At 57.9% G+C, this 25,009-nt stretch carries 19 protein-coding genes, 3 tRNA genes and 1 pseudogene; 6 read left to right on the top strand and 17 right to left on the bottom strand.

Annotation, left to right across the window (positions count from 1 at the left end; translation table 11 throughout):
* Positions 1-447: 447 nt before the first annotated feature.
* The 5 genes from WH303_RS08380 to tolB form a co-directional block, all read right to left on the bottom strand.
* Positions 448-523 (bottom strand) — tRNA-Lys (locus tag WH303_RS08380).
* A 74-nt stretch (positions 524-597) separates the two neighbouring features.
* Positions 598-1,398, bottom strand: a complete 801-nt coding sequence (locus WH303_RS08375; RefSeq protein ID WP_339517934.1) for a tRNA threonylcarbamoyladenosine dehydratase — start codon at positions 1,396-1,398, stop codon at positions 598-600.
* Position 1,399: 1 nt separating this feature from the next.
* The gene (ybgF, locus tag WH303_RS08370; RefSeq protein WP_027011353.1) at positions 1,400-2,161 is read right to left on the bottom strand and encodes a tol-pal system protein YbgF; all 762 of its coding nucleotides are present in this window, start codon (positions 2,159-2,161) and stop codon (positions 1,400-1,402) included.
* A gap of 9 nt (positions 2,162-2,170) precedes the next feature.
* Positions 2,171-2,707, bottom strand: a complete 537-nt coding sequence (pal, locus tag WH303_RS08365; RefSeq protein WP_312989465.1) for a peptidoglycan-associated lipoprotein Pal — start codon at positions 2,705-2,707, stop codon at positions 2,171-2,173.
* A 59-nt stretch (positions 2,708-2,766) separates the two neighbouring features.
* The gene (gene tolB / locus WH303_RS08360) at positions 2,767-4,080 is read right to left on the bottom strand and encodes a Tol-Pal system beta propeller repeat protein TolB (protein ID WP_339517932.1); all 1,314 of its coding nucleotides are present in this window, start codon (positions 4,078-4,080) and stop codon (positions 2,767-2,769) included.
* Positions 4,081-4,291: 211 nt separating this feature from the next.
* On the opposite strand from tolB, the gene msbA reads away from it, so the two are divergent.
* Both msbA and WH303_RS08350 read left to right on the top strand, forming a co-directional pair.
* Positions 4,292-6,022: a lipid A export permease/ATP-binding protein MsbA gene (msbA, locus tag WH303_RS08355; protein WP_339518215.1), complete on the top strand. Its 1,731-nt coding sequence runs from the start codon at positions 4,292-4,294 to the stop codon at positions 6,020-6,022.
* Between the two features lie 133 nt (positions 6,023-6,155).
* The gene (locus WH303_RS08350; protein ID WP_339517931.1) at positions 6,156-7,052 is read left to right on the top strand and encodes a DNA ligase; all 897 of its coding nucleotides are present in this window, start codon (positions 6,156-6,158) and stop codon (positions 7,050-7,052) included.
* Positions 7,053-7,157: 105 nt separating this feature from the next.
* On the opposite strand, the gene WH303_RS08345 is transcribed toward WH303_RS08350, so the two are convergent.
* Positions 7,158-9,716, bottom strand: a complete 2,559-nt coding sequence (locus WH303_RS08345; protein ID WP_339517930.1) for an arginine/lysine/ornithine decarboxylase — start codon at positions 9,714-9,716, stop codon at positions 7,158-7,160.
* A gap of 159 nt (positions 9,717-9,875) precedes the next feature.
* Between WH303_RS08345 and WH303_RS08340 the strand changes: the two genes are divergently transcribed.
* The 4 genes from WH303_RS08340 (at position 9,876) to WH303_RS08325 (ending at position 11,823) form a co-directional block, all read left to right on the top strand.
* Positions 9,876-10,316: an NfeD family protein gene (locus WH303_RS08340; RefSeq protein WP_339517929.1), complete on the top strand. Its 441-nt coding sequence runs from the start codon at positions 9,876-9,878 to the stop codon at positions 10,314-10,316.
* Between the two features lie 204 nt (positions 10,317-10,520).
* Positions 10,521-11,435 (top strand): SPFH domain-containing protein, encoded by a 915-nt coding sequence (locus WH303_RS08335; protein ID WP_021028801.1) that lies wholly within the window; start codon positions 10,521-10,523, stop codon positions 11,433-11,435.
* Between the two features lie 119 nt (positions 11,436-11,554).
* A tRNA-Ser gene (locus WH303_RS08330) sits at positions 11,555-11,645 on the top strand.
* Positions 11,646-11,732: 87 nt separating this feature from the next.
* Positions 11,733-11,823 (top strand) — tRNA-Ser (locus WH303_RS08325).
* A gap of 171 nt (positions 11,824-11,994) precedes the next feature.
* Here the strand turns inward: WH303_RS08325 and WH303_RS08320 are convergent.
* The 11 genes and pseudogenes from WH303_RS08320 to WH303_RS08270 all read right to left on the bottom strand — a co-directional run.
* Positions 11,995-12,507: a TssQ family T6SS-associated lipoprotein gene (locus tag WH303_RS08320; RefSeq protein ID WP_339517927.1), complete on the bottom strand. Its 513-nt coding sequence runs from the start codon at positions 12,505-12,507 to the stop codon at positions 11,995-11,997.
* 26 nt (positions 12,508-12,533) lie between these two features.
* Positions 12,534-14,534 (bottom strand): serine/threonine protein kinase, encoded by a 2,001-nt coding sequence (locus WH303_RS08315; RefSeq protein ID WP_339517926.1) that lies wholly within the window; start codon positions 14,532-14,534, stop codon positions 12,534-12,536.
* 50 nt (positions 14,535-14,584) lie between these two features.
* Entirely contained in the window at positions 14,585-15,331 is a 747-nt protein-coding gene (gene tagF, locus WH303_RS08310) for a type VI secretion system-associated protein TagF (protein WP_339517924.1), read from the bottom strand.
* Between the two features lie 29 nt (positions 15,332-15,360).
* A complete protein-coding gene (gene tssM, locus WH303_RS08305; protein ID WP_339517923.1) occupies positions 15,361-18,936 on the bottom strand; it encodes a type VI secretion system membrane subunit TssM in 3,576 nt (1,191 codons plus the stop codon).
* Between the two features lie 29 nt (positions 18,937-18,965).
* The gene (locus WH303_RS08300) at positions 18,966-20,219 is read right to left on the bottom strand and encodes a DotU family type VI secretion system protein (RefSeq protein WP_339518214.1); all 1,254 of its coding nucleotides are present in this window, start codon (positions 20,217-20,219) and stop codon (positions 18,966-18,968) included.
* Between the two features lie 104 nt (positions 20,220-20,323).
* Positions 20,324-21,528 (bottom strand): annotated as a pseudogene (gene tssK, locus WH303_RS08295) (type VI secretion system baseplate subunit TssK).
* A gap of 17 nt (positions 21,529-21,545) precedes the next feature.
* Positions 21,546-22,106, bottom strand: a complete 561-nt coding sequence (gene tssJ / locus WH303_RS08290; protein WP_339517922.1) for a type VI secretion system lipoprotein TssJ — start codon at positions 22,104-22,106, stop codon at positions 21,546-21,548.
* 811 nt (positions 22,107-22,917) lie between these two features.
* The gene (locus WH303_RS08285) at positions 22,918-23,184 is read right to left on the bottom strand and encodes a hypothetical protein (protein WP_339517921.1); all 267 of its coding nucleotides are present in this window, start codon (positions 23,182-23,184) and stop codon (positions 22,918-22,920) included.
* 67 nt (positions 23,185-23,251) lie between these two features.
* Positions 23,252-23,416 (bottom strand): hypothetical protein, encoded by a 165-nt coding sequence (locus WH303_RS08280; protein ID WP_339517920.1) that lies wholly within the window; start codon positions 23,414-23,416, stop codon positions 23,252-23,254.
* Positions 23,417-24,095: 679 nt separating this feature from the next.
* Complete coding sequence (locus WH303_RS08275; RefSeq protein WP_339517919.1) at positions 24,096-24,659, bottom strand: hypothetical protein; 564 nt, start codon at positions 24,657-24,659, stop codon at positions 24,096-24,098.
* The coding region (locus tag WH303_RS08270; RefSeq protein WP_339517918.1) for a hypothetical protein at positions 24,656-25,009 on the bottom strand (354 nt) is incomplete at its 5' end. The genes WH303_RS08270 and WH303_RS08275, both read right to left, overlap by 4 nt.

Below are 25,009 nucleotides of genomic sequence, written 5' to 3'. Positions count from 1 at the left end.
CGTGGCATGCTCATGAACAAGGGCTCGTACCAGTTGCCCCTCCTGACTGCGCCCAAGCGCCCACGACTCCGCTTAGCGCACTTTCCCATATTGAACACGGCAACCTTGCCCATGCACAGGCGAGACGGGGCTCCTTCGGGCAAACTGCCAAAGTTTCAAAAAGTTACATGGTGCTTCACACCCGGGACAAACTCCTGCCCAAGCGCATGCATAGGATCAGCTGAAGTCATCGGGCTGGCTACCATATCAGCCCTTTGCACAGCTCCCTCCCGCCCGTTACCCTGCGGGCATTCAAGCCACCCCAGCCGGTGGCTTTTTTTTCCGCGTCACACGCCTGATCAAACGCTGCAAACGCCTTGCGCAATAGATCCGAGCATTGCGGATCAGCCACCAAGAAAAAAGCCCCTGCGCTATTCGCACAGGGGCTTGATTTCTTTAAATTTTATTTGGTGGGTCCTGCGAGATTCGAACTCGCGACCAACGGATTAAAAGTCCGCTGCTCTACCGACTGAGCTAAAGACCCGCCGCGTTTGCTTGACAAATTCTTAAGAACTGGTCTTGCTCACAACAGACTTAGATTATAGCGTAGGTTTTTTGTCATTTTGGGGAATGCGCCAATTTTTCCAAAATCCAGCTGGCTGCGCACATGCCGAAGGTCGCCGTCACTGCCACCGACGAGCCATAGCCATGGCAGTTCAGCGAGCCATCACCATCGACCGCGCAAGAGGGATCAGGGCCGGCAACAGCCTCCTGGCTATAGATGCAGGCCACATTCATCTTCTTGCCATCCTTGGGGGCACCATATTCTTTGCGCAGGCGGTAGCGCACCTGGGCCAGCAAGGGGTCATGCGTGGTCTGCGACAGGTCGGCCTGCTCCACCTTCCAGGCCAGGCGTTTGCCGCCTGCCGCACCGATGCAGACAAAAGGCCGCTGGTTGCGCCGCCCCCAGTTGGCCATCGCGGCCTTGGCCCGTACCTGGTCGCAGGCGTCGACAAAGCCGTCAACGCCATCCAGCAATGCGGCGCAGTTCTCGGCAGTGAGAAAGTCCTCCACCACCTCGACTTCACAATGGGGGTTGATCTGGCGGATGCGGTCGCGCATCGCATCGACCTTGGCCATGCCAATGGTGTCGGTCAATGCATGGATCTGGCGGTTGATATTGGACTCGGCCACATTGTCCAGATCGATCAGGCGCAGGCGGGCAACGCCACTGCGGGCCAGCGCCTCGGCAGTCCAGGAGCCCACGCCCCCGATGCCGATGACTGCAATACAGCTTGCGCGCATTTGCGCGGCAGGCGCTACGCCAAACAGGCGGTCCAGGCCGCCAAAGCGCCTTTGTGTGTCAACGTCCGCCTCGGCGTCCTGCCGATCGGGCGCCGATGGAGACGGTGCACTCATATCACTTCAGCTTGGAGAGGCGCTCTTTGGCGGCCGCTGCCGCATCGCTTTGCGGGTAGGCAGCAATCAGGTCTTCCAAGGTCTTGCGGGCGGCCTTGGTGTCCTTGAGCTCGATCTGGCAGTTGGCAATGGACAGTGCCGAATCAGGCGCGCGCATATGCTCGGGCGCCTGGGCCAGGATCAGCTTGAAATTATCGATGGCGGGCTTGTAGTCGCGGGTGGCGTAGTACGCATTGCCCAGCCAAAAACGTGCCGATGGCACATAGCCACTCTTGGGGTAGCGCTGGATGAAGCTGCTGAACACGCCGGCTGCATCGGCAAACTTGCCGGTGCGAAACACGCCAAGCGCGGCTTCAAAGTCACGCTTTTCGGCAGGATCGGCTTTGAACTCCTGCCCATCTACGGTGACCGAAACGGGTTCAAACTGCTGGAGCCGGGCTTCAACGCCCTTGGCCAAATCAGTCTGACCGCGCTTCAGATCGGCAACCTCACGTCGCAGCGTCTCGTTTTCACCGCGCAACTTGTTCATCTCGCCACGCATGGATTCAATCTGCGATTGAAAATCCAGCAGGCTGCGACGCACTTGCGAGGTGTCCTCACCATTTTGGTTGTTGCCTTGCGTCAGCTGATCGACACGCTGGCGCAGTTCAATGATGGCGCGACGCGCGTCGCCATCTTCAAACAAAGCGGCTTGGGAGGTGCTTGCACAGGCCATCAAGGCGGCCAGTGCAATCCAACGGGGAGTACTGCGAGTGAGGTTCATGGAGCCCTATTAACGGTAGTTCAGTTCAACGCGGCGGTTTTGGGCGTGCGCGTCTTCCGAGTTACCTTCAGCAGCCAGCTTTTCCTTGCCGAAAGACACGGCTTCGAGTTGGCTGTCGCTCACGCCCAGCACGTTCAGCGAACGACGCACGGCTTCAGCACGCTTTTGGCCCAGGGCCAGGTTGTACTCACGGCCACCGCGGTTGTCGGTGTTGCCTTCGAGCATGACCTTGCGCGATGGGTTGGCCTTCAGGAAGCGTGCGTGTGCATCCAGCATCGATTGCGCATCGGGCTTGACCGAGTAGCTGTCGAAGTCAAAGTACACAATGCGTGCAACACCGACAGGGCCTTGGCCGTTGGCTGCGCTGTTGTTCAGGTCCACACCACCGACGGTGCTTTGGCCAGCACCACCGGCACCAGCGCCTTGACCGGCGGTAGCAGCACCCTTGTCTTCCACAGGTGCGTTATCCAGCGGAGGCGCAGAGCTGCAACCAGCCAACACGGCAGCGGCCACCAGGGCCAGCGAAGCTTTCTTCAATGACAACATGTAAAACTCTCCGAAACGAATTTCTCGTATAAAAATAATTGACTCGCCAAAAACCAATCTTAGGGCTGGTATGGGCCCCAATCGGGCTCCCGTATGTCTCCGCTCTGCCCTGCCAGTCGTGCCTTGATCTTGCCGTCCAGCGTCGTGGTCATGAGGGCTTCACGACCGCCTTCGCGGGTTGCATAGACGATGAGTCGGCTGTTCGGAGCAAAACTGGGGCTTTCATCGCTCGTGGTGTCGGTCACCGACGACACGGTGCTGGAAGCCAGATCCATCACCTGCAATTTATATCCACCACCGGCGCGGGTGATGTAAGCAAGTGTCTTGCCATCAGGACTGATGGAAGGTGAAATGTTGTAGGACCCGCTGAACGTCACACGTTCTGCGCTGCCGCCTTGGGCGCCCACGCGGTAGATCTGCGGCGCACCGCCACGATCGCTGACGAAGTAGATATAGCGGCCATCCTTGGAATAGGTGGGCTCGGTGTCGATGCCACTGCTTTGCATCAGACGGCGAGGCTCACCACCACTCGAAGGGATGGTGTAGAGCTGCGAGCCGCCATCACGGCTCAAGGTCACCGCCAAGGTGCTGCCATCGGGCGACCAGGCCGGCGCACTGTTGGAGCCCCGGAAATTGGCGATCAGGCGGCGGCGGCCGGACGAGACTTCGTGTACATAGACCACGGGCTTGCGCGACTCGAACGACACATAGGCCAGTTGCGTGCCGGCAGGCGACCAGGTGGGCGAGATGATGGGCTCGGGGCTGGCCAGTGCCGACTGCGCATTCTCGCCATCCGAATCGGCCACCCACAAGGTGTAGCGGGGGCCGGCCTTGGTCACGTAAGCGATACGGGTCGAGAATACGCCCTTTTCGCCCGTGATTTTTTCGTAGATGTAGTCCGAGATCTTGTGCGCGACCAAGCGCAGATCGGCCTGCGGCACGCTGTAGCTTTGACCGCCCATGTCGGCGCCCTTGACGGCATCCCATAAGCGGAAGCGCACATCAAAGCCATTGGCGCCACGGCTCACACTGCCCACCGACAGGTACTCGGCACCGGCGGCCGACCACTTGGCCACATCGGGGCGCGAGCTCTCGTCCAGCTGCTCGCCCGATGCATCGACGGGCTTGAAGAGACCGCTGCGGATCAGATCGGCCTGCACGATGGCAGAGATCTTTTGCGGCGACGCATCTTCGCCCCGGAACTTGGGCAAGGCAATGGGGATTTGCTTGATACCAACGCCACTGATCTCAACCCGGAACTGCGCCAGGGCGGGAACTGCAGGGGCTGCGAGCGCAGCTCCCAGTACGTGACGACGATGGAATAGCGGCTTGGCCGCCTCCGAGATGAGAGATGGGAAGCGAGTTTTAGTCATTACCGACCATCATAAATGCGCTATGCATGACAAGCCTTGAAGGCTGCAGGATGTTACACACCCCACAAATTCTTTATTATCGTCCAACGTCGACAGCCGTGCATTTTAGAATCACCTCTACATGTCCACAACTGAAAAACCATCTTCTGCACGTGCATCTGAGGCATCTGCCAGCACCGAGGGCTCCAAACCCGCTGGCAGCGTTGCGCAGATGCCACTGCGCGCACGCCTGTCGCGCCTGGCGCCCTACTTTGGCTACCAACGCTGGACCTGGGTGCTCGCCATTCTCGCGACCATCGTTGTAGCTGGTACCGAGCCCGCCATCCCGGCCTTGCTCAAGCCCTTGCTGGACCAGGGCTTTACCGGCGGCACCTTGCCGCTGTGGGCCGTGCCGGTGACCATCGTCGGCGTCTTTTTCATCCGCGGCCTGGCGCAGTTCATCAACCAGTATGCGCTGGCACGCATCGCCAATGACGGCATGATGCGCCTGCGCGAGAACCTCTTTGGCCGGGTGCTCGATGCGCACCTGGGGCTCTTTACCAAGCAGTCGGCCAGTGCGCTGTCCAACACCGTGGTGTATGAGGTGCAAAACGGCTCCACCCTCATCGTGCAGGCCTTGCTGATGCTCTCGCGCGATGGCTTCACCGTCATTGCGCTGTTGATGTACCTGCTCTACCTCAACTGGCAGCTGACTCTCATCGTTGCCGTGCTGCTGCCCAGCGTGTCGTGGATCATGAAAAAGCTCTCCAAGCGCCTCTACCACATCACCAAGGCCAGCCAGCAAGCGACCGATGAGCTGGCCTATGTGGTCGAAGAAAACGTGCTCGCGCACCGCATGGTGCGCATCCACGCCGCCCAGTCCAGCCAGTCCGGCCGCTTCCAGATTCTGAGCCGCAAGCTGCGCCAGTTGGCCATCAAGGCCACCATCGCATCGGCGGCGATGACGCCGCTCACCCAGTTGCTGGCCGCTGTTGCGCTGTCGGCGGTGATCTGCATCGCTCTGTGGCAAAGCCGCACCACCGGCATCAATGCCAAGGATGTGACCGTTGGCGGCTTTGTGGCCTTTATCTCGGCCATGCTGATGCTGATTGCCCCGATCCGACGCCTGGCCGATGTGGCCAATCCGCTCACCCGGGGCGTTGCCGCGCTGGAGCGCGGCCTGGGCCTGCTCGAAGAGATCCCCGCCGAGCAAGGCGGCGGCTACAAGACCGCACAAGCACGTGGCGCCATTGCGCTGCAGGATGTCAGCGTGGCCTTTGGCGAAGACAAGGCCCCGGCACTGCGCCACCTGAGCCTGACCATACACCCCGGTGAAGTGGTGGCGCTGGTGGGCCCCTCGGGCGCTGGCAAAACCACGCTGGTCAACCTGCTGCCGCGATTCATCGAACCCAGCGACGGCCAGATCAGCATCGATGGTGTGGCCCTGGCCGATTGGGACCTGCACAGCCTGCGCAGCCAGTTTGCGATGGTGAGCCAGGATGTGGTGATGTTCAACGACAGCATCGCTGCCAACGTGGCGCTGGGCCAGGATATCGATGAAAAGCGCCTGCTCGAATGCCTGGCTGCCGCCAACCTGCAGGACTTTGTCGAGCGCCAGCCCCAGGGCATCCACAGCATCGTCGGCCACAATGCCAACCAGCTGTCTGGCGGCCAGCGCCAGCGCCTGGCGATTGCCCGGGCGCTGTACAAAGATGCGCCGATCCTGATCCTTGATGAAGCGACCTCGGCGCTCGATACCGAATCCGAGCGCCTGGTGCAAGAAGCCCTCTCGCGCCTGATGCAGGGCCGCACCACCCTGGTCATCGCCCACCGTTTGTCCACCATCGAACATGCCGACCGTGTGGTGGTGATGGAGCGCGGCCAGGTGGTCGAGCAAGGCACCCATCAGCAGCTGATCGACTTGGGCGGCCTGTACGCGCGCCTGCAATCGCGGCCCCACTGAACCAAGGGGGGCCTCAGCAGGAGGCCCCAACATCTGCTTACCGCGCAGAACCACAGCGGCGGGTGACAGCCTCACACTACCGCCGCTAGCATGCAGATAGACGACCATCCCGGTCGCTATTGGAGGGGGCTGCATGCATATCCATATCTCACCCAGGTGGCGCCAGCTCTGGCTGGCCGCCCTGCTCTGCTGCTGGGCGGCACTGGCCCAGGCTAGCAACAAACCCGCCTTGTGGCTTGCGCAAAAATACCCCGGTGGCCTGGATCTGCAGCAGTACTGGGTGAGCGAGAAATACGATGGCGTGCGCGGCTACTGGGATGGCCAAGCGCTCTCGACACGCCAAGGCACCGCCATCAACGCACCCGCCTGGTACACCGCCGGCTGGCCCGCAACGCCGATGGAAGGCGAGCTATGGGCCGGGCGCGGCCAGTTTGCCCACGCCCAATCCATCACCAGCAAAGCCGTGCCTGCGGATGCAGACTGGCAGGGCCTGCGCTTTATGGTGTTTGACGCACCCGCAGCACCAGGCAGTTTTAATGAGCGCCTGCCAGCCATTGCGCAGTTTGTGGCTGCCGTGCAGCAACCCTGGGTACAGGCTGCACCGCAATGGCGAGAGACCGACGAGGCCCGGCTGATGGCACAGATGCGGCGCATTGTGCGCGAAGGGGGTGAAGGGCTGATGCTGCACAGGGCCAGCGCCGTCTACCGCAGTGGGCGCAGCGGCGATGTGCTCAAGCTCAAACCGCATGAGGATGCCGAGGCCCAGGTGATGGGCTATGCACCCGGGCGTGGCAAATACGAAGGCATGACCGGCGCCCTTTTGGTCCGCACGGTCGAGGGCATCGACTTCAAGCTGGGCAGTGGTTTGAGCGATGCGCAGCGCCGCGATCCACCTGCCATTGGCAGCTGGGTGACCTACCGCTACCGCGGCCTGCACGACAGCGGCATACCGCGCTTTGCTACCTTCTGGCGCGTGCGGGAAGAAGGCATGCCGCCCTCCCTTGCGGGCGATGTTGCTGTCACTCCCTGAGCCACGAAAGAGCATGAAAAAAAGCAGCGCGTATGCGCTGCTTTCGTGGTGATGCGGGAGTGACGCAGGGGACTCAACATCCCCCGCCACTACTCGCCTGCCCGGTCAGACCTTGGGCGAACGCGGCTTGGCCACGCGGCGTGGCTTGGGCGCTGCCTGCGGGGTCTTGGCCACGGGCGACACAACACCTTCGCTGGCATCACCCATGGGCTTTTCTGCCTTGAGCGATTTCTTCGTCGCAGCGGTGCTGCGCTTTTTGGCCGACGAGGCGGGCGCCTTGCCTTCCAGCATGGGGCTGCGCTTCTTGGACGAAGCCACCGGCGCAGAGACCACCTGGGTTTGCACGGCCTGGTCGCTGGCGTCCAGCGCCACGCAATCGGCGTAGTAACGCACTTCGCCGCTTTCTTCGTCCACCAGCTCCACCAGACCATGGATATCGGTCTCGAAGCCCGGGCAGAGCTTGGAGAACTCACGCGCGAACATGAGGTAGTCCACGATCTTCTTGTTGAAGACTTCGCCAGGAATCAACAGCGGAATGCCGGGTGGGTATGGCGTGACCAGACCCACGGTAACGCGGCCTTCCAGATGGTCGATCTCGACACGCTCGGTCTTGCGGCGCGCGATGTGCGCAAACGCGTCCGATGGCTTCATCGCAGGCGTCAGGTCCGACAGGTACATCTCCGTGGTCAGGCGGGCGATGTCGTACTTGGCGTAGAGCTGGTGCACATGCTGGCACAGGTCCTTGAGGCCCATGCGCTCGTAGCGCTTGTGCTGCTGGCAGAACTCGGGAAGGATGCGCCACATCGGCTGGTTCTTCTCGTAGTCGTCCTTGAACTGCTGCAGCGCGGTCAGCATGGTGTTCCAGCGGCCCTTGGTGATGCCGATGGTGAACATGATGAAGAACGAGTACAGGCCCGTCTTCTCGACCACCACACCGTGCTCGGCCAGGTACTTGGTGACGATGGACGCGGGGATGCCGGTCTCGTCAAAGTCACCGTCCAGGTCCAGGCCCGGCGTCACGATGGTGGACTTGATCGGGTCCAGCATGTTGAAGCCATCGGCCAGATCGCCAAAGCCGTGCCAGTTGTCGAACTCCTTGCCGTTCTTGCCCTTGGTCTTGCGCGATGCGTCCGGGCCACGAATGATCCAGTCCTGGGCCGAGCCCACGCCTTCGTCGGCCAGGGCTTCCGGGCCCCAGACCTGAAACCACCAGTCGTCCTCACCAAACTCATCGTCGACCTTGCGCATCGCACGGCGGAAGTCCAGCGCTTCGAGAATCGACTCTTCCACCAGCGCGGTGCCACCGGGCGGCTCCATCATCGCAGCGGCCACGTCGCAGCTGGCGATGATGCTGTACTGCGGGCTGGTCGAGGTGTGCATCAGGTACGCCTCGTTGAACAGGTTGAAGTCCAGCTTTTGCGTCTGGCTGTCCTGCACCAACACGTGCGATGCCTGGCTGATACCGGCCAGCAGCTTGTGGATGGACTGGGTCGCGTACACCACCGAGTGTTTCGGGCGCGCGCGCTTCTTGCCCATGGCGTGGTAGCTGCCATAGAAGGGGTGGAAGGCCGCATGCGGCAACCAGGCTTCGTCAAAGTGCAGGTTGTCCACGTAGCCATCGAGCTTTTGCTTGATGGTCTCGGTGTTGTAGAGCACGCCGTCGTAGGTCGATTGCGTCAGCGTCAGCACACGAGGCTTGACGGCCTTTGGATCGACACCCTTGAGCAGCGGGTTGGCCGCAATCTTGGCTTCGATGGTCTTGGGCGAGAACTCGCTCTCATGGATCGGGCCGATGATGCCGAAATGGTTGCGCGTGGGCTTCAAGAACACCGGAATCGCACCCGTCATGATGATGGAGTGCAGGATGGACTTGTGGCAGTTGCGGTCCACCACCACCACATCGCCCGGCGCCACCGTGTGGTGCCAAACCATCTTGTTCGAGGTCGAGGTACCGTTGGTCACAAAAAAGCAGTGGTCGGCATTGAAGATGCGCGCCGCATTGCGCTCGCTCTCGCCAATCGCGCCGTTGTGGTCCAGCAGCTGGCCCAGCTCTTCGACGGCGTTGCAGACGTCGGCGCGCAGCATGTTCTCACCATAGAACTGGTGGTACATCTGGCCAATCGGGCTTTTCAAGAAGGCCACACCGCCGCCGTGACCGGGACAGTGCCAGCTGTAGGAGCCGTCTTCGGCATAGTCCAACAGCGCCTTGAAGAATGGCGGCTGAATGCCTTCGAGGTAGTTCTTGGCTTCGCGCAGGATGTGCTTGGCCACGAACTCGGGCGTGTCCTCGAACATGTGGATGAAGCCGTGCAGCTCGCGCAGGATGTCGTTGGGCAGGTGGCGGCTGGTCTTGGTCTCGCCATAGATGTAGATCGGCACATCCGGGTTCTTGCGGCGCACTTCGGTGATGAAGTCACGCAGGTTGTGCACGATCTGGTCATCACCGCCGCCCAGCTGGAACTCCTCGTCGTCGATCGACAGGATGAAGGCACTGGCGCGGCTTTGCTGCTGCGCAAACTGGCTCAAGTCACCATAGCTGGTCACGCCCAGCACCTCAAAGCCCTCCTCCTCGATGGCATGTGCCAGATCGCGGATGCTCAGGCCGGAAGTGTTTTCCGAGCGAAAGTCCTCGTCAATGATGACGATGGGAAAGCGAAACTTCATGGGCGTTCCCGCAGGGGCGGGCCTCACTAAAACAATCGAAACAGGCGCGAAGTGTACGGAATTTGCACGCCCTTTTTATGTATCCTGCATCAATTGCCGCAAAATTGGTCGGCATATCGCACAATCGGGTAACAAACCTAATCGAACAAGGAGGGAGCTATGGAGATGTCAACCGTGTGGTGGCTGCTGACCGGCCTGGCCGTCGTCGCCGAGCTGCTCACCGGCACGCTGTATTTGCTGATGGTCGCCATTGGCATGGCTGCCGCTGCCATCGCTGCGCACCTGGGTGCCAACGAAGTGGTGCAGATCCTGGTCGCCGCCATCGTGGGCACGGCCACCGTGCTGGCCTGCTACCTGCGCCAAAAGCGCCGTGGCTCGTTGCTCTCCGGTGAGCGCGAGCAGGACATGCACCTGGACATTGGCGAACAGGTCCAGATTGAGCACTGGGAGGCCGACCGCACAGCCCAGGTGCGCTACCGCGGTGCGCCCTGGACGGCTGCATTGCTGGGCCAACACCCTGCGCTGCCCGGCGCCTACCGCGTGGTGCGGCTGGAGGGCAACCGCCTGCTGGTGGAACCCACCGAGCCCGCCGCGCACTAACCACTGGTTCCTGTCAACCAGATGCCAATCACCTGGGCATGGCAAACATAACAAGCGCAGCCAAATCCATGCCCCACACCCCCGCCTGGCCCGTCACACCCGAATGGTGTAATGGCCAGGACCTTTGAGCCAGGGGCCCGCCCCCAGCCAGTCACTGAAAAAACGGGCGCGTTGCACAAAGCAGTGCGTCCATGAGGAGAGCCCATGGAAGTCGCCATCATCATATTTGTCATCGCCATCATCTTCATTGCGATGTCCGTCAAGATCGTGCCCCAGCAGCACGCCTGGGTCAAAGAGCGCCTGGGCCGTTACGCCGGCACCCTGGCCCCCGGCCCGCGCTTCATCATTCCCTTTGTCGACAAAGTCGCCTACAAGCACAGCCTGAAGGAAATTCCGCTGGATGTCCCCAGCCAGGTCTGCATTACGCGCGACAACACCCAGCTGCAGGTGGACGGCATCCTGTACTTCCAGGTGACCGACCCGATGCGCGCCAGCTACGGCTCATCGAACTACATCATGGCCGTCACCCAACTGGCCCAGACCTCGCTGCGAAGCGTGATCGGCAAGCTGGAGCTGGACAAGACCTTTGAAGAGCGCGACATGATCAATGCCCAGATCGTCTCGGCGATCGACGAGGCCGCGCTCAACTGGGGCGTGAAGGTGCTGCGCTACGAGATCAAGGATCTGACGCCACCAGCAGAAATCCTGCGCTCCATGCAAGCCCAGATCACCGCCGAGCGTGAAAAGCGCGCGCTGATTGCCGCCTCCGAAGGCCGCCGCCAGGAGCAGATCAATATCGCCACCGGCGAGCGCGAGGCCTTCATCGCCCGCTCCGAAGGTGAGAAGCAAGCGGCTATCAACAAGGCGCAAGGCGAGGCCGCATCGATCACTGCGGTGGCTGATGCCACCGCCCAGGCGCTGGAGCGCATTGCCACCGCCATCCGCCAGCCCGGCGGCGAGCAAGCCGTGCAGCTGAAGGTGGCCGAGCAGGCCGTGCACGCCTACGGCAAGCTGGCCAGCGACGCGACCACCACCTTGGTCGTCCCGAGCAACATGACCGAGGTCTCCAGCCTGATCACCTCGGCCATGCGCATGATCCAGACCGGCAAGGGCCAGTAACCGCTTGGCCAACGCAAATGCAGCACGTGCCCCTTGAGCCGCGCTGCATTTTTGCCAAACAAGGCCCCGCTTTGCTGGAAGGCGCCAAATTTCAGGCTAGAATACACGCTTCACCGACTGGAGAGGTGGATGAGTGGTTTAAGTCGCACGCCTGGAAAGCGTGTGTGGGTTAATAGCCCACCGCGGGTTCGAATCCCGCCCTCTCCGCCAGTCAACAGGTGAAATTGTCAGCCAAGCTGTCCACGCTTGGCTTTTTATTTCCTGGCCACCACAGGACATAAAACGTACAAAACATGCGGAGAGGTGGATGAGTGGTTTAAGTCGCACGCCTGGAAAGCGTGTGTGGGTTAATAGCCCACCGCGGGTTCGAATCCCGCCTTCTCCGCCACAGATGACCGATTCAATAGCCTCCAAAGGCTGATGAATCAAAAAAGGCTGCAAGCTTCGGTTTGCAGCCTTTTTCTTTTGTGATTCCGCTTTTAATTCAAAGCCTTGATAACGATTTCGCAGTACAGGCGATGGCTAGCCCTCCGAGATTTCGCCATCAAGGCCTATGGTTTTATTTCTTGAACTTTCCCGATTCAGCTTTGGCTTGCTGAAAAACCGGACCCCACAATGGATGACCGCGCTCTGCATCATTCAAATCAAAATGAGGCTCAATTTTGATGAGTTCAGCAAATGTTCTCTTGCATTGGCTGGCGTTGTTATTAACGCAGTAACTAAACGCCAAATATTTCAAAGATCGCACCTGCAGTTCAGGCCATGCCCTTTTAAAAATCGGTTCCCTGAAAATCTTGATGGCATCAGAATACTGGCCATCATTGTATTTCGATAAACCTTCGGCAAAGCGGCGCTCTACCGCAGTGACGCCAGTGTTGGATGTATCGGTGTCGCTGGAGATTTGGGCGGCACGCGACTCAGGGGGCTTTGCGGGAGCCATTTCCACCGGCGAAGTTTCCACAACAGGTTGCGGCTCGGTGTTCTGTTGTACCTCGGTGGTTCCGCATGCAGCCAACGCCAACGCGATTCCTGTGATCACGCCAGCACTTGAGACATATTTAACTATAGACATATCAACTCCTATCTAGCTTCACGAACTCAAAATTTATGAGAAATTGTTATATCTTTTTTATCAGACACTTTGATTGATTGAGAGAACTTGGCAAATTCACCATTCTCAATGCTTATATGGTGCTCTCCTTCAGCAAGCCAGATACGCACAACCGGCGGGGAAATACCCTTGTCCTGCCCATCGATAATGACACGCCCCCAGGGCCGCACTGAAAGCTTGATGTAAGCCCCAGGTTTATCCTGTTTCGCTTCTGTCGTAGTTTTTCTCTCAACATCCACAGCCGGATGCGTGGGTACGCCCTTTGCTGTGTTGGGCATCGTTTCATTCAAAAGCTGCACTACCGCATTTTGGCTATTCGGAGTTTCAGCGGTCCTGTTGGCTGATACCGGCAGTGCCACAGCACCGGTGCCCTCCGAGACTTTGGGCACTGAGGGAGACAAAGCGATTTCAACTGGTTTTACGGAGCTCGCCCTTTCGGCATCTGCCGCCTCTTGCGGGTTCGGAAGAACGTCATGGTTCCTCAGCTCCACGCCAGCCACTGGCTGCCGGTTCACTGCGATGGCCTGCGTGTCCGCCCAAGCGCCTGGTGCCACTTGTTCATCCAGGTGGGATGCATGGGCAGCCATTGCGCCATGTGCACTGCCTGCCCCATCCGCACTGCCCATTTCTGGGGCCACAGATAGGGCCTGCTGCGGACTGTTATAGGGATCAGTCTGCACAGCCTCATCTGTTTTTAGCGTGGCCTGGCCGGTGTCCGCATAGGTTTTTGGATCGCCTTCTTGGGTCGTCCACCACGACACAAAAGCGCCGACCACCAACAGTCCAGCAACACTGGCGACGATCCAGGGCCAGCGGCGAGTGGATCGCATGCTTGCAGGCTTGCCTACTACCCCTGGGCTTGGGGCTGCGGCCGTAGTTGGCAGGCCGGCATTACCCTTGGATGCATCCTTGCCCAGAAGCGTCTCACCGGCTGCTGCATCAGCATGCGCATGGGCGCCTGATGTGCGGAGGTCCGTACCTACCAGAGCATCTCCGGGCTGCGCCGGCGGGTCAGCAGCAACTGCATCCATAACCTCGCTCACCCCCGCAAGCGGGGGCTCAGCGGGCAATGCATCCAAATTGCCTGATGTTGGGTTCAGCGCCTCCTGGAAATCGTCGATGGATTGCGGGCGGTGGTTGGGGAATACAGCCAGCGCGTGGTCGATGGCCTGTGCAAACGGGGCAGAGATGGGGTAATCCGCCGAAAGATGGAGCCTTTTGAGCGGGTCTTTTACCAGCCGCGCCACAGACGCCACCGGCGCCTTCCCCGTCACCACAAAATACAGGACTGCACCAACACCGTAGATGTCGGTCCAGGGGCCCTGGCGCATGGATTCATCATCTGCATACTGCTCAATCGGTGCAAATCCCGGCTTGAGGATCACCGTGAGCGCCTGCGTCATATCCCCAATGACCTGCCTTGCAGCGCCAAAATCGAGCAGCATTGGCGCACCCGTGTCGAGCACCATGATGTTGTCGGGCGACAGATCACGGTGGTAATAGTTTTGGGCATGCAAAAGGCGTAGCGCATCCAGAACCGGCGCGATCACCTGCTGCTTAATCCATGGCTCCTGGCTGCGCCTTTCTGGCTCGTCCTGCAGTACCTTGCGCAGCGTTCTGCCCTTGCAGTACTGCATGACCATGTAGGCCGTGCCGTTCTGCTCCCAGAAGCGGTGAATGCGGATCAGCGCGGGGTGCTCGAACTGGGCCAATATGCGTGCTTCGTTGAGAAAGCTCTGCAGGCCGGTCCCGAAGGTGGCATCGTATTTTTCAAAGCGAGGGCGAACGGTGCCCGCCCCATCCCGGAAGGCAATCGCACCGGGCAAGTACTCCTTGATGGCAACGGTGCGCTGCAAGGAATGGTCGTAAGCCAGATAGACGATCGAGAATCCTCCTTCGCCGACCACGCCCAGGAGCTCAAACTCGCCCATCCGGGTTCCTACCGGAAGGCTCATCGCCGTGCCTGCCGTCGGCAAGCCTTCATTCATTTCTGGTTCCATGTACTTCTGTCAAGGGTTGACGATCAAGCCTGGCTTGATCAGCGGACATTGCGGCCAACGAGCCAGGTCATCAGGGTTCCATCCAGTCCGGACTCATAAGAAAATGCTTTGAGCGGGGCGCCTCCTGCAGGGTGGGTCCACCAAAATGAGGGGCAGTCCTTCTCCCGCAGTGACTTGGCCATGTCCGGCCAGGGATACGAGGTGCCACGCACGACCGGTCGAGTTCGCTGCTCCTCACTATCGACATGGATGTCACCCGCCAGAAGCTCCAGGATCTCGGACCCGGCGGCCGGGACGGCATCTCCCCCCACTGGAAATACGGAACGCCATTGCGCAATGACATGGCCCCAGAGCTCGTCCATGCCGCTTCGGGGCAAGGCGCGCTGGATCGCGGAATGCAGCTGATGCCCCGTCATGTTCAGCAGTGTTGGCAGCTCCATCAGCACGGCTGTTGACGTCATCAGCTCAGACGCAGAAAGCGCATAGGCCACCACAAAGGGGTAGCGGCGCCCTACGCGGTCCACGCTCGGTGCCATGCAGCCCACAATCACTTTGTCACCTCCTGCTATCGCGCGGGGGAGCAGCAGATTCCAGGTCGGTGCCTGTGCCAGCTGCGCCACCCAGGCATCTCCCAACTGCGAGCGGCCTTGCAGCATCCCGGCCTGCAACCAGTCCTCCAGCGCCACTCTGGTGCGGCTCCTTGGATTGCTCCACACAAAATCACCATGGCTTGGGAGCTTTCCGCCCCAAACCACGTCGATGGATGCTGTGCCTATGAAGCTCACTTTTCTGCGCTCCTCGAATATGACGTTGTTCAGAACTGGCTTGGGCAGGCAAACGTCTGCATCTGGGTCAGCCGGAAAGGGTTTTGTACGCTGCTGGTGTGGACTTCAAACACCACTTTTTTGCCACTGACGGTGGCGGTCGCCGTGAAGGAGTCGGCCCTCAGACCCGACGCGAGCGTCAGCTTGTCGAAAAACCGATGCAATGCCCAGCTGCCATCGGTGCTCAGCGCACTTTGGCCTCCCGATTTGTCTGAAATCTGCAGTGACACCTGCTGCCGTCCTCGGGGGCCCGGCCACACCACGCTCTGGCTGATCTGTGGCCCGTGGGCATAGCGAATCACCGTTCCATCTACATCCAGCGCCATGCTCGACACAGAAGGATCCAACTCGACCACCTTGATCTCCAGGCGCAACCGGGGGCTCGCCTCCCCGCTTGCGAAAAACACATTCCGGATCACACTGGCTTTTTGGAAAGCGCTGAGCGAGCCATGTCCACCGGTATGGCTTCCATCCATGTTTTTCTTGAAGGTCCAGGTGGTGGTATCCACCATCGGGGCCAGGGTTCGGTTGAAGAAATCGTCCATCAAACCGCCCGGTCCAAACAGCCGGGCAAAGTCCTGGGGCGTCACATCCTCCGATGCGCCCCGGTTGAGGGGATAGCGCCCGGCCACTGCCTTGCGGCAAAAATCCCCCACGGTGGCATTGAGGTTCGCGCCAATCTGGCTGCGCACAAGACTCGAGGTCTGCTGGCTGCTCGCCGTGGCAATGCCCCCTAACATCTGTGCCAATGGAGCAGGTAGCCGCGATGCTTCCGTCCTCAGCCGAATGGCCGCATCCGGCGGTGGTGGCATCCCGCCGGAGCGCACGGCAGCATCCGTCGCCATCAAGGTTCCGTAGTACTCGTCCAAGGTCTTCATAATGGCATCTATCGGCATGCTGCCAGGGGTCTGCGCGCCTGGGGCACCGACCAGGCGGCGCAAGGGCTCAAAGTAGTGGTCGACGATCAGCTCGTCCTTGTCTTCCTTGCGGCTATGCGCGGCGGGAACGGGGCCAATGACGCGCTCGATGTCGTCACGGGTGTTTTTGATGCCCTTCGTGACCCTGTCCACCACGGTCTGCTGCCCCCGTTCGGCCTCACGCAACAAGGTGGTCTCTCGCACGACCCCACGCAAGAAAAGAGGCAGCGGAGAATCGGGTGCAGACAGCACGCTCAAGCGCTGAATCGACGCTTGCAATGAACCGCTTGGAATCAGCTGCACATCCTGGATGTACTGTGCCCAGGTTTGCTGGTACTCGCGCAGATAGAGCATGCGCACCTCTCGGACCAGCTTGCCGCGGGCCGCATCGCCAAGCTGCGTCTTGATGCTGGGCGCGGGCAACCCCAGCACCCAGCCTTCGTCATCGGCCACTTCGGTGACCACGCTGCCAACGGACTTGTCAAACAGATCCCAGTAGCCCTGGTAGGTAAACAGACCGGGAACACCACGGTTCAACGGCTGGCCCCCTTTGCGAATAAATACATTCGCGGCCTGGGGCCCCGCCACATCCAGGATGTTGAACTCCCTGAGCTCATTACGTTGCAGGCGGCTGCGCAAACGGTAGTAGGCACGCTGCGCGGTAGACAAGGTGGAAAGCCTGCCACGCACCTGGCTGACCAATGCGTCGTTCAACGGGTATGGCGAGCTGACCACCTTGTCGCTCGAAAACAAAGCGCTCAAATGCCGGTCGATGCTCGCAGCTGTCTTGGGGTCGGCATCGGGCAGTACAAAGCGCTTGAAGTCGCTGCTCATCCATTGCTGCAAAAAGCCAGGCGAGTAATGCGCACTTTGCTGCAGCATCAAATAGGCCTTGAGCGCCTCATACAGGTACTCCAGCGAATCGACCGGGGGATGCTGAAGCTGCGCCTCCAGGCGTTTGGCGACCACCGGTAGCAGTCCGTTATCGAGCATGCGTTGGTATGCCAGCTGCGATGCAGCGGCCACCTTCTCGCCTTGAAAAAGGCCATAGCGGTAATCCAGCGGCGGCTGCGTGATGGGAAACGCGGGCATGTCCCCTATTTCCTTCACCTGGCCCAATAGCGCCATCAGTCCCGCCAGATCGCCCGCGTTGCTGTTGTAAGCATCCACCGATTGGGAGACCTCATCTGCCTTCTGGCTGACATGGTCGATATAGGCGTTGTTGTTGCCATAGCTGATCAGCCATGCAGACAGCGCAACGACCAGCAGCACCACCGACGCGCCATAGCCTACATAGTTGAGAAACTTGGCCCGGCGCTCCCAGATCAGGTTGCGCCCCGCCAGATGGGATTCGGCAAAAATCACCTTCACCAGCAGGTCGTACAGAAAATAGCTTTTGCCCCCATCCTGGGCGCGGGCCACGGGCACGCTGCCGGCCGAAGAAAAGGCTTTGCGCAAACTGCCCAGTACCCGGTCAAAGACCGTCCCCTCCTGGGTTCCGCTGCTGAAGTACACACCACGCAGCAGGGGCTGGTGCATGATTCGCGATTCGGCAAAAACAAAGTCCACGGCCTTGGCAACCCTGCCGCGCAAACCCGCAAACTGCTGCGGAAAAGCATAGATGTAGTTGCGCCGGCGCTGGTCCATCTCCTGGGCCAGATGCGCATCTTGCACGCTGAACAGCGCTTTTTCCAGCGCAGCCCATTCCTCGCCAAATAGCGCGGGCGTGGGGCGGTTGCTCTTGGCTTTTTCCGAGTATGGAAAGGTAAAACCCCAGACCTGGTTGCGCTGGTCTTTGCTGAAGCCCCCAAAAAACTCATGGAAGCCCGCCAGCAAATCGACCTTGGTGACCCATACATACACGGGCAACTCGATGGCCAGCGCATTCTGCAACTCATTCAAGCGTTCGCGCAGTGCAGTCAGGTGAATGATGAGTTCATCTTCCGAATGGGTCAGCAGATCCGAGGCGCTCAGCGTCAGCATCACGCCATTGATGGGTTGCCGGGGGCGGTATTTTTTCAGAAGGCCCAGAAAGCCCTCCCACTCCCGTTTGTCCACGGATTCATCACTGTCCTGCGTGGTGTAGCGCCCAGCGGTATCAATGACCACCGCCTGGTCCGTGAACCACCAGTCACAGTTGCGTGTGCCGCCAACGCCTTGCAGCGCCGCCTTGCCATACTGGCCTGCAAGCGGGAAGTCCAGGCCTGAGTTGACCAAGGCGGTGGTCTTGCCAGAACCCGGCGCACCGACGATCACATACCAGGGCAACTCATAGATGAACTTGCTGCCCATGCCGCTGCGCGACTGGCCCTCGACCCGCAGCGACTTGAGTGTTTTGGCCGCCTCTGAAAAACGCCCTTGCAGCTCCACCACCTCATCGCTGGTATCACCGTTTTTGCGCTGCGCGTCCACGGCATCACGAACCTGGCCAATGCGGTCAAGCAGCAAGCTGTTGATATTGCGCCGACGCCAGAACGACACCAGCAGCCACAGCACATACAGCGCAGCCACAATGCCGATGCACCACCAGCGCATGCGCTCGGGATCCAAGGGCCGGTAATCTGCAAAGGCGAACAATGGCCCGGCAAACCAGATAAAAAATGACAGCGCAACAACGCCCACCAGCACCCAAAATGTACGGCTTGCCAAGAAGCCGAAAAACCGTCGTATCCAGTACATCATTGCTGGTCACCTGCAGTTGGTGCCGCAAAAAGAACGACCTCGACCCGCCTGTTGCGGGCGCGTCCTTCTGCGGTTTTGTTATCGGCAACCGGCTGTGCATCACCCATGCCTTGCGCTTGCACGCGTTGTGCCACCACGCCACGGCTGCGCAACAACGCCACGACTTGCTCTGCGCGGTCCTTCGACAGCTCATAGTTGGAGGGGTAGCGCGCAGTCCGGATGGGTACGTTGTCGGTATAGCCTGTGACCGTTACATGGCCGCGCTCGGCCACCAGGGCATCCGCTACGCGCTGCAAAACAGGCAGGTAGGCGGGCAGCACGGTGTTGGAGCCCGATGCAAACAGCCCATCCCCACGCAGCACAACCGTGCTGCGATCGGCCTCGTCATGCACGCTGACCAGGCCTTCGCGGATCTCTGGCTCCAGGAACTTGCTGAATCTCGCAGGCCCCGGACGGGGGGTGGCGGCCACAGGCCGGTTCAGCTGCAAACCGCTGATTTTGTTGAAGAGCGCATCCGAGCGCCCCGCCAAGGCGAACGAAAACCAGAAGTAGCAGCCCAAGCCGATCAGCGCAGCAAGACAGGCCACCACCCAGACGGGCATCAGCCGCCAACGCTGCGGGCCGCCACCGAGGGCGCCGCGCCAGTGCGGCGAGAGTTGATCATCGCTGCCTACACCCAGGTCGCGCAGAATGGTCCAGAGGCGCTGACGCAAGGTTTCCAACTGCGCGCGGCCGTTATCGACCACACGAAACCGGCCCTCGAGCCCCAGCGAAATGCAGTAATACATCAGCTCGAGCAGCTCGCGGTAATGCTGCGGGTTCTGCGCGAGCTTGGAGAGCAGTTGAAAGAACTTCTCCCCGCCCCAGGTCTCGTTGTGGAACGTGACCAGCAAACTATGGCGCGCCCAAATCCCCGATCCGCCCCAGGGCGTTTGCGCAGCCGATTCATCGATCAGCGTGCAAAGGCAGTAGCGCGCGCCGACAATGGTCTCCGGCAAAACGCCAAGCTCTCGGGCTTTGCGCTCGAAATCGTGCACCTTGCTGATCAGGAACTCCCGCAAGCTGGCGATATCGCTCAGCTGCGCCGTGTTTCTGATCTGCGGCACCAGATTGAGGACCGGATTGGCGGCGACTACCAAAGGGTTGGAGCCACTGACCACGTCAGGCAAGTCCAGCACCAGCGGAGCGTCGCCCGCCAGGGGATGGGGAGAAGACGACTTGGCACCGGCCTCCCCTGTCTCGGAAAACATCTGGTTGATATTGGACGAAGTGGGATTGGACACTGCTTCCCTTTGTTAAATACTTGGCCGCCAGGCTGGCTGCAGCGCGCCACGGCTGCCTGCGTTGCGGCCCATCAGGGCTTGATGGCCCAGAACTCCAGACGCAACCCTGGAAAATCACCCGCCACATGCATCGCGACACCGCCCGAGCGCTCCAGCTGTTCCCAAAGCTCATTGGTGGTATCGAGCTGGAAGTAGTTGTAGTTCGCGTGGTATGGCAGCTCGCGCGGAGCGATGGGCATGGGATGCAGGCGCACCCCCGGCAGATGCAGATTGACCAGGTCGCGAATCTTTCGACCGGGCCGATCTTGACTTGCGTGGGGAAGCGGGTTCGCACCACATCGGTGGGCAACTCGGCAAATACAGCGAGCACAAAATTGGCCTGTTTGACCAGACCCAGGTCCGGAATCACCCCGACCCGCACCCCGTACTGGCGCTCGTGCAATTCAATCGGTATGGCGTTCTGCTCCAACACCATGGACAGCGAGCGGCGAATGTCATTCACCACCGTGGTAAAGGGCGGGCTCGGCGCATCATGGTCATAGACCGGGTATGCCATTGGCCGGCGATCATCGCGCGTAAAAGTAGACAGCTCACCGGCCAGTTCCAGCAAATGGCCATACACCCGCTCGGGATGCAATATCTTGTGGTCACGCAGATGGGTGATCTTGGGCTGCCAGCGGTTGATGATGTTCAGCATCATGAAATCACCCACCTCGGCAATGCCTCCCCGCCCGGGCTGCAAAACGCGCTGCGCCAAGGCCTCACCGCGCTGCTGCAGCAAGCCGGCAATATCGTCGACCATGGCATGCAGCAATCGGCTCTGTCCGTAGGCGATCGATGGCTGTATAAAACGCTCGTCCAACACCACCGCGCCCTCGTTGGAGTCGGCCAGTTCCGCATCCTCTGCCAGATAGCGGGCCAATGCGCCGGTGTCGGCAAAGCTCAATTCCGTCGCCAAGGGGCGGCGCATCGGCAAAGCCAGATAGATACGCTCGTCCTTGCATGTCTTGTCAATCTCCAGCGGCTCGACCATCGAGTCCTGCCCTGGAAAACTGAAAGGCGTGCCATCCGGGAACACCCCAACCGCTTTGAGCAAGGCCAGTTTTCCGAGTGCCAGGGCTTCGACATCCAGCACCAACTCGCGGAACCCCCAGAAATAAGGTTCAGCAGCGAGCGACCTGGCATGCGAAAAAAACTCCAGATACCGCTCTTGCTGCTGAAAGTGCTGAGGGCGCAAAAACATGCCCTCCGACCAAACGACCTTGCGCATAAACATGGTTGCACCCGACTTGGTTAAAACGGCAGCCGCATGCCGCCCGGCATACTGGGCACCGACCCACTGGTGGGCACAGGCACCTCGGTCACGTTGGAACTCACGGAAACCTTGTTGGGCCCAACGTAAACCTTGACGTAGGAGGATTCAAACGACGGATGAAAGACCGAAAAACGCCCGGCCTCCTTGGGCGCCGGCAGCGGTGCAATACCGCGCCATACCGCCCTGTCCAGATCGCGGTAAGCCACAAAGACGCCAAGCACACGCTCCTCGGCCAACGCTTTTCCTAGCAACACCTTCGCTTCGCCAGGCTGCAAGATAAAGCTCTCCTTGGACACCAAGTCAGAGGACAGAATCTGCTCATCCTTCTCGTACATGCTGAAGAAATCACTGCTGTTGAAAGCCGTCACCCCTTTGAGCCGGTAGATCTTGACCTGCACTGGCGTGGGCTGACCATTTCGGTCAAGGTTGAGCTGGTCGTCGGCAGTGATGACCACGGTGTAAGGCGCGGGCAACACTGGCGCCGGCCCCGCACAGCCAGACAACATCCAAGCCGCGATAAGTGCAATGAAACTTTTCATCGTGATTTTTCTATGAATTTTATTAAATCTATAGACAATCGCTATTGTGCCAGCGCCTGTGTCACTCGTGGGGAACATGGCGCAAAAACGGATGAATTGTTGCCAGAATTCAACCTATTGGAGACAGACGGCGTTGCTGCCGGGGTGCAGAGGTGTGCTACGCCAGCAACTCGCAGTCCACGCTTGGGCCTCTCATCCGCGCCATCGCTTGGGCGATGAAACGACCACCGCAGATGGTGGAACTCGTCAATTGCACCGACCGGTCTGCGCAGTTCGACCGCGTGTTGTGCGCACGTCTGGCCAACGGCGGGAATTCTGCCCAACAACCTATAGATTGCTCGGGATGCCAGCGTGTAGAGGGTCTGCACGCTCTCAGATCGGGGGATGGACGGCCATCACCGCATGCGACACCAGCGCTTTTTACTTATCGCAAATCTATATGCGCGCAGTGGCCCCTTCTGCTTCCCGGAAGGCTTTAAAGACATCATGCATTCGGGTTAAGTCTCCCGTATATCCGATTAAGCAAGGCGCTGGCAAAATTCTGGGCGACAGCAATGATACCGTTAATACTCGCGGTTAACGCGTTTGATACCCTTAACTCAAATATCTACTCATTGCGAGCAATGAGCTACTGATGCACATTCAGCATCTCGAGATTTTTTAAATAAAACAGAACTCAATCGCGAATCAAACAAAAACTCTTTATTCTAGGCGCGAAAAAATGAACCAGACAAAACCTGATCCACCTATTGATAGCACTTTTATCCAGTCTAAACAACTACTAGATTTTCAGCCACTGTGTAAGCGCCGATCAGTAAGTTCTCAAAATACCATCGCGCGCTACCTGTGATTTGTCGTACATAACGTGCGCTTGCTTGAACAACTCTTGAGCCTTAGCTTTGTCTTTTTCAACCACTTCATAATGGCTTGCCTTGTTCAACACAAGATTATATGGAAAATAGTGTGCGGATGCCTGAGACACAGCCTTGACCTTTTGGGCCGTAAAATCATCAAGAAATTCATAAACTCCGCCCCACCGTGACGAAAGATAATTTATCGCACTGATAGGCGAAGCCATAGCTTTAGATTCGGACCTCCGACCCTTAGTGAAAATCTTTAGATGTGAAGTCTATCTTTCAGCTACATCAGATTTCATTATCAAGAAGATTTTTCGAGTAAATTTCATGCCGATACAAATCACCCGACTCAGAAAAATAAAAAAATTCCTTTGCCACTCCAAGGTCAAAATAGCTATCAAATGATACTCTGACCAATTTTTCACCTGCGAAGGTGGTTTGAGAAAAATTCACATTCAATAGCTTCACACTCTTCAAATGACCCAGTCTAGACTTTACAAAACTAAAAGTTTTTTAAATAGTCGTCTTTAGACGCAGGCATACCAGAATTTTTCTTTAATATTTCATAATTTATATCATGCCTATCATTATTGAAGTTATTATGGAAAACTTCAGCTTTTTTAATAAATTCAGCTTCTGAAGTGCTTTTAGAACACCCATCCAACAATATTATTAACACCATTACATAAAACATTGATTTAAATATATTAATGTTCATTTTGCAAAAGATACAAAAGACTTACTCCATATTGCACTTCGAAAATTAGAGCTAAGAAGTACAAATCATCCAGCTCACGCAGCACCCGAATCCCCCTTCGAAAATCAAACTTCGCCGTCTAGCCAACTTCCATTTTTGCATTGAAACAATGACAGCGAAAAAATCGCGAATATTTCGATACATATTATCAAAACCCACACAATTTCGCTGCAAGGAGAATGCATTTCTTTTTTCTGCAAAATAAACATTTATTGGCAATGCATTTTAATTCATTATTCGATCTTTCCCCGCGCAAAGAATAGACGCAAGTTTGCAGAGCTTAATTAATTTAAGGAAGATGAATGAGATTCTGAGAAAACCTCAAACAACATATTTAAATAAATAGGGAAGCAAAATTTTAGAAATTCAATTTCATTAGTTAATGCTTTCAATTTCTGGATAGCACATATATGATTCAATGCTTTCTGGAAGAATAGCCTGCAATTTCATATGGGTAGGTTTTTTCAGCTTTGCCATTCTAACGGCCTCTGGATTTTGTGTACCAAGCATTATGAATTCCCCGACAATCACTTTAGCTGAGATTTGGGATGAATACATCATTAAATCATTTAATGATTCAACGTTATGAAATGTAGAATCTTTTGTTAAGAAAGCATTTTTCCCCGAAAAATCAATTAACTCCTGGAGAGTGCCTTGCTGCATTGGCGTGTTCTTCAAATTCGCTGACCCAATAGATGCTATAAACCCAAAGCCATTTCCTTTAAATACTCCATTTTCATAGAATCCAGTTTCAGCAATCCACGCGTATTCGGGTCGTTCCTTCTTATACCATATCCATTTATCTCTATTTTTTTTAATTGGAAATGCTGCCATAACACCATTTTTTATAAAAAATGCCCCGCATTCATCTTTCATTTTTGCTGATACATTTAGAGCAGCTGCAAAGAATATAAATACAAAGTACTTTCCAATCCTCATTTTCTTGCTCCTACTCTGTTTCTTAGGACTTTGGCGCCAATGTCTGCTAAATCTGTAAAATCGGCTGTCGATGCAGACCCAGCGCGTTGCATTTCAGGAAAATAATGTGGGGAATCACAAGAATATCCTTGCGGAAGTTCGGATGATTTCCATATGCCGATAGGTATATAGTCTGCTGGGTACTTCACATCTTTACCTGGCTCTCTATCATTTTCTGTGCAGCTGAGTTTATTTTTACTCCACTTTTTGCAGTATTGCGTGTATTCATAAGGGCTCAACTCCTGCCACGGCTTTTTACCGTTTGCCGCTCCCCCAATTTCATATTGGGGCAAGGATATTGTTTTGGCTGT

The organism is Comamonas sp. MYb69 (assembly GCF_037479315.1).
GTDB lineage: Bacteria > Pseudomonadota > Gammaproteobacteria > Burkholderiales > Burkholderiaceae_C > Comamonas.
Note: the sequence above shows the minus strand (reverse complement) of the source record. Positions and strands in the feature narration are given on the sequence as shown.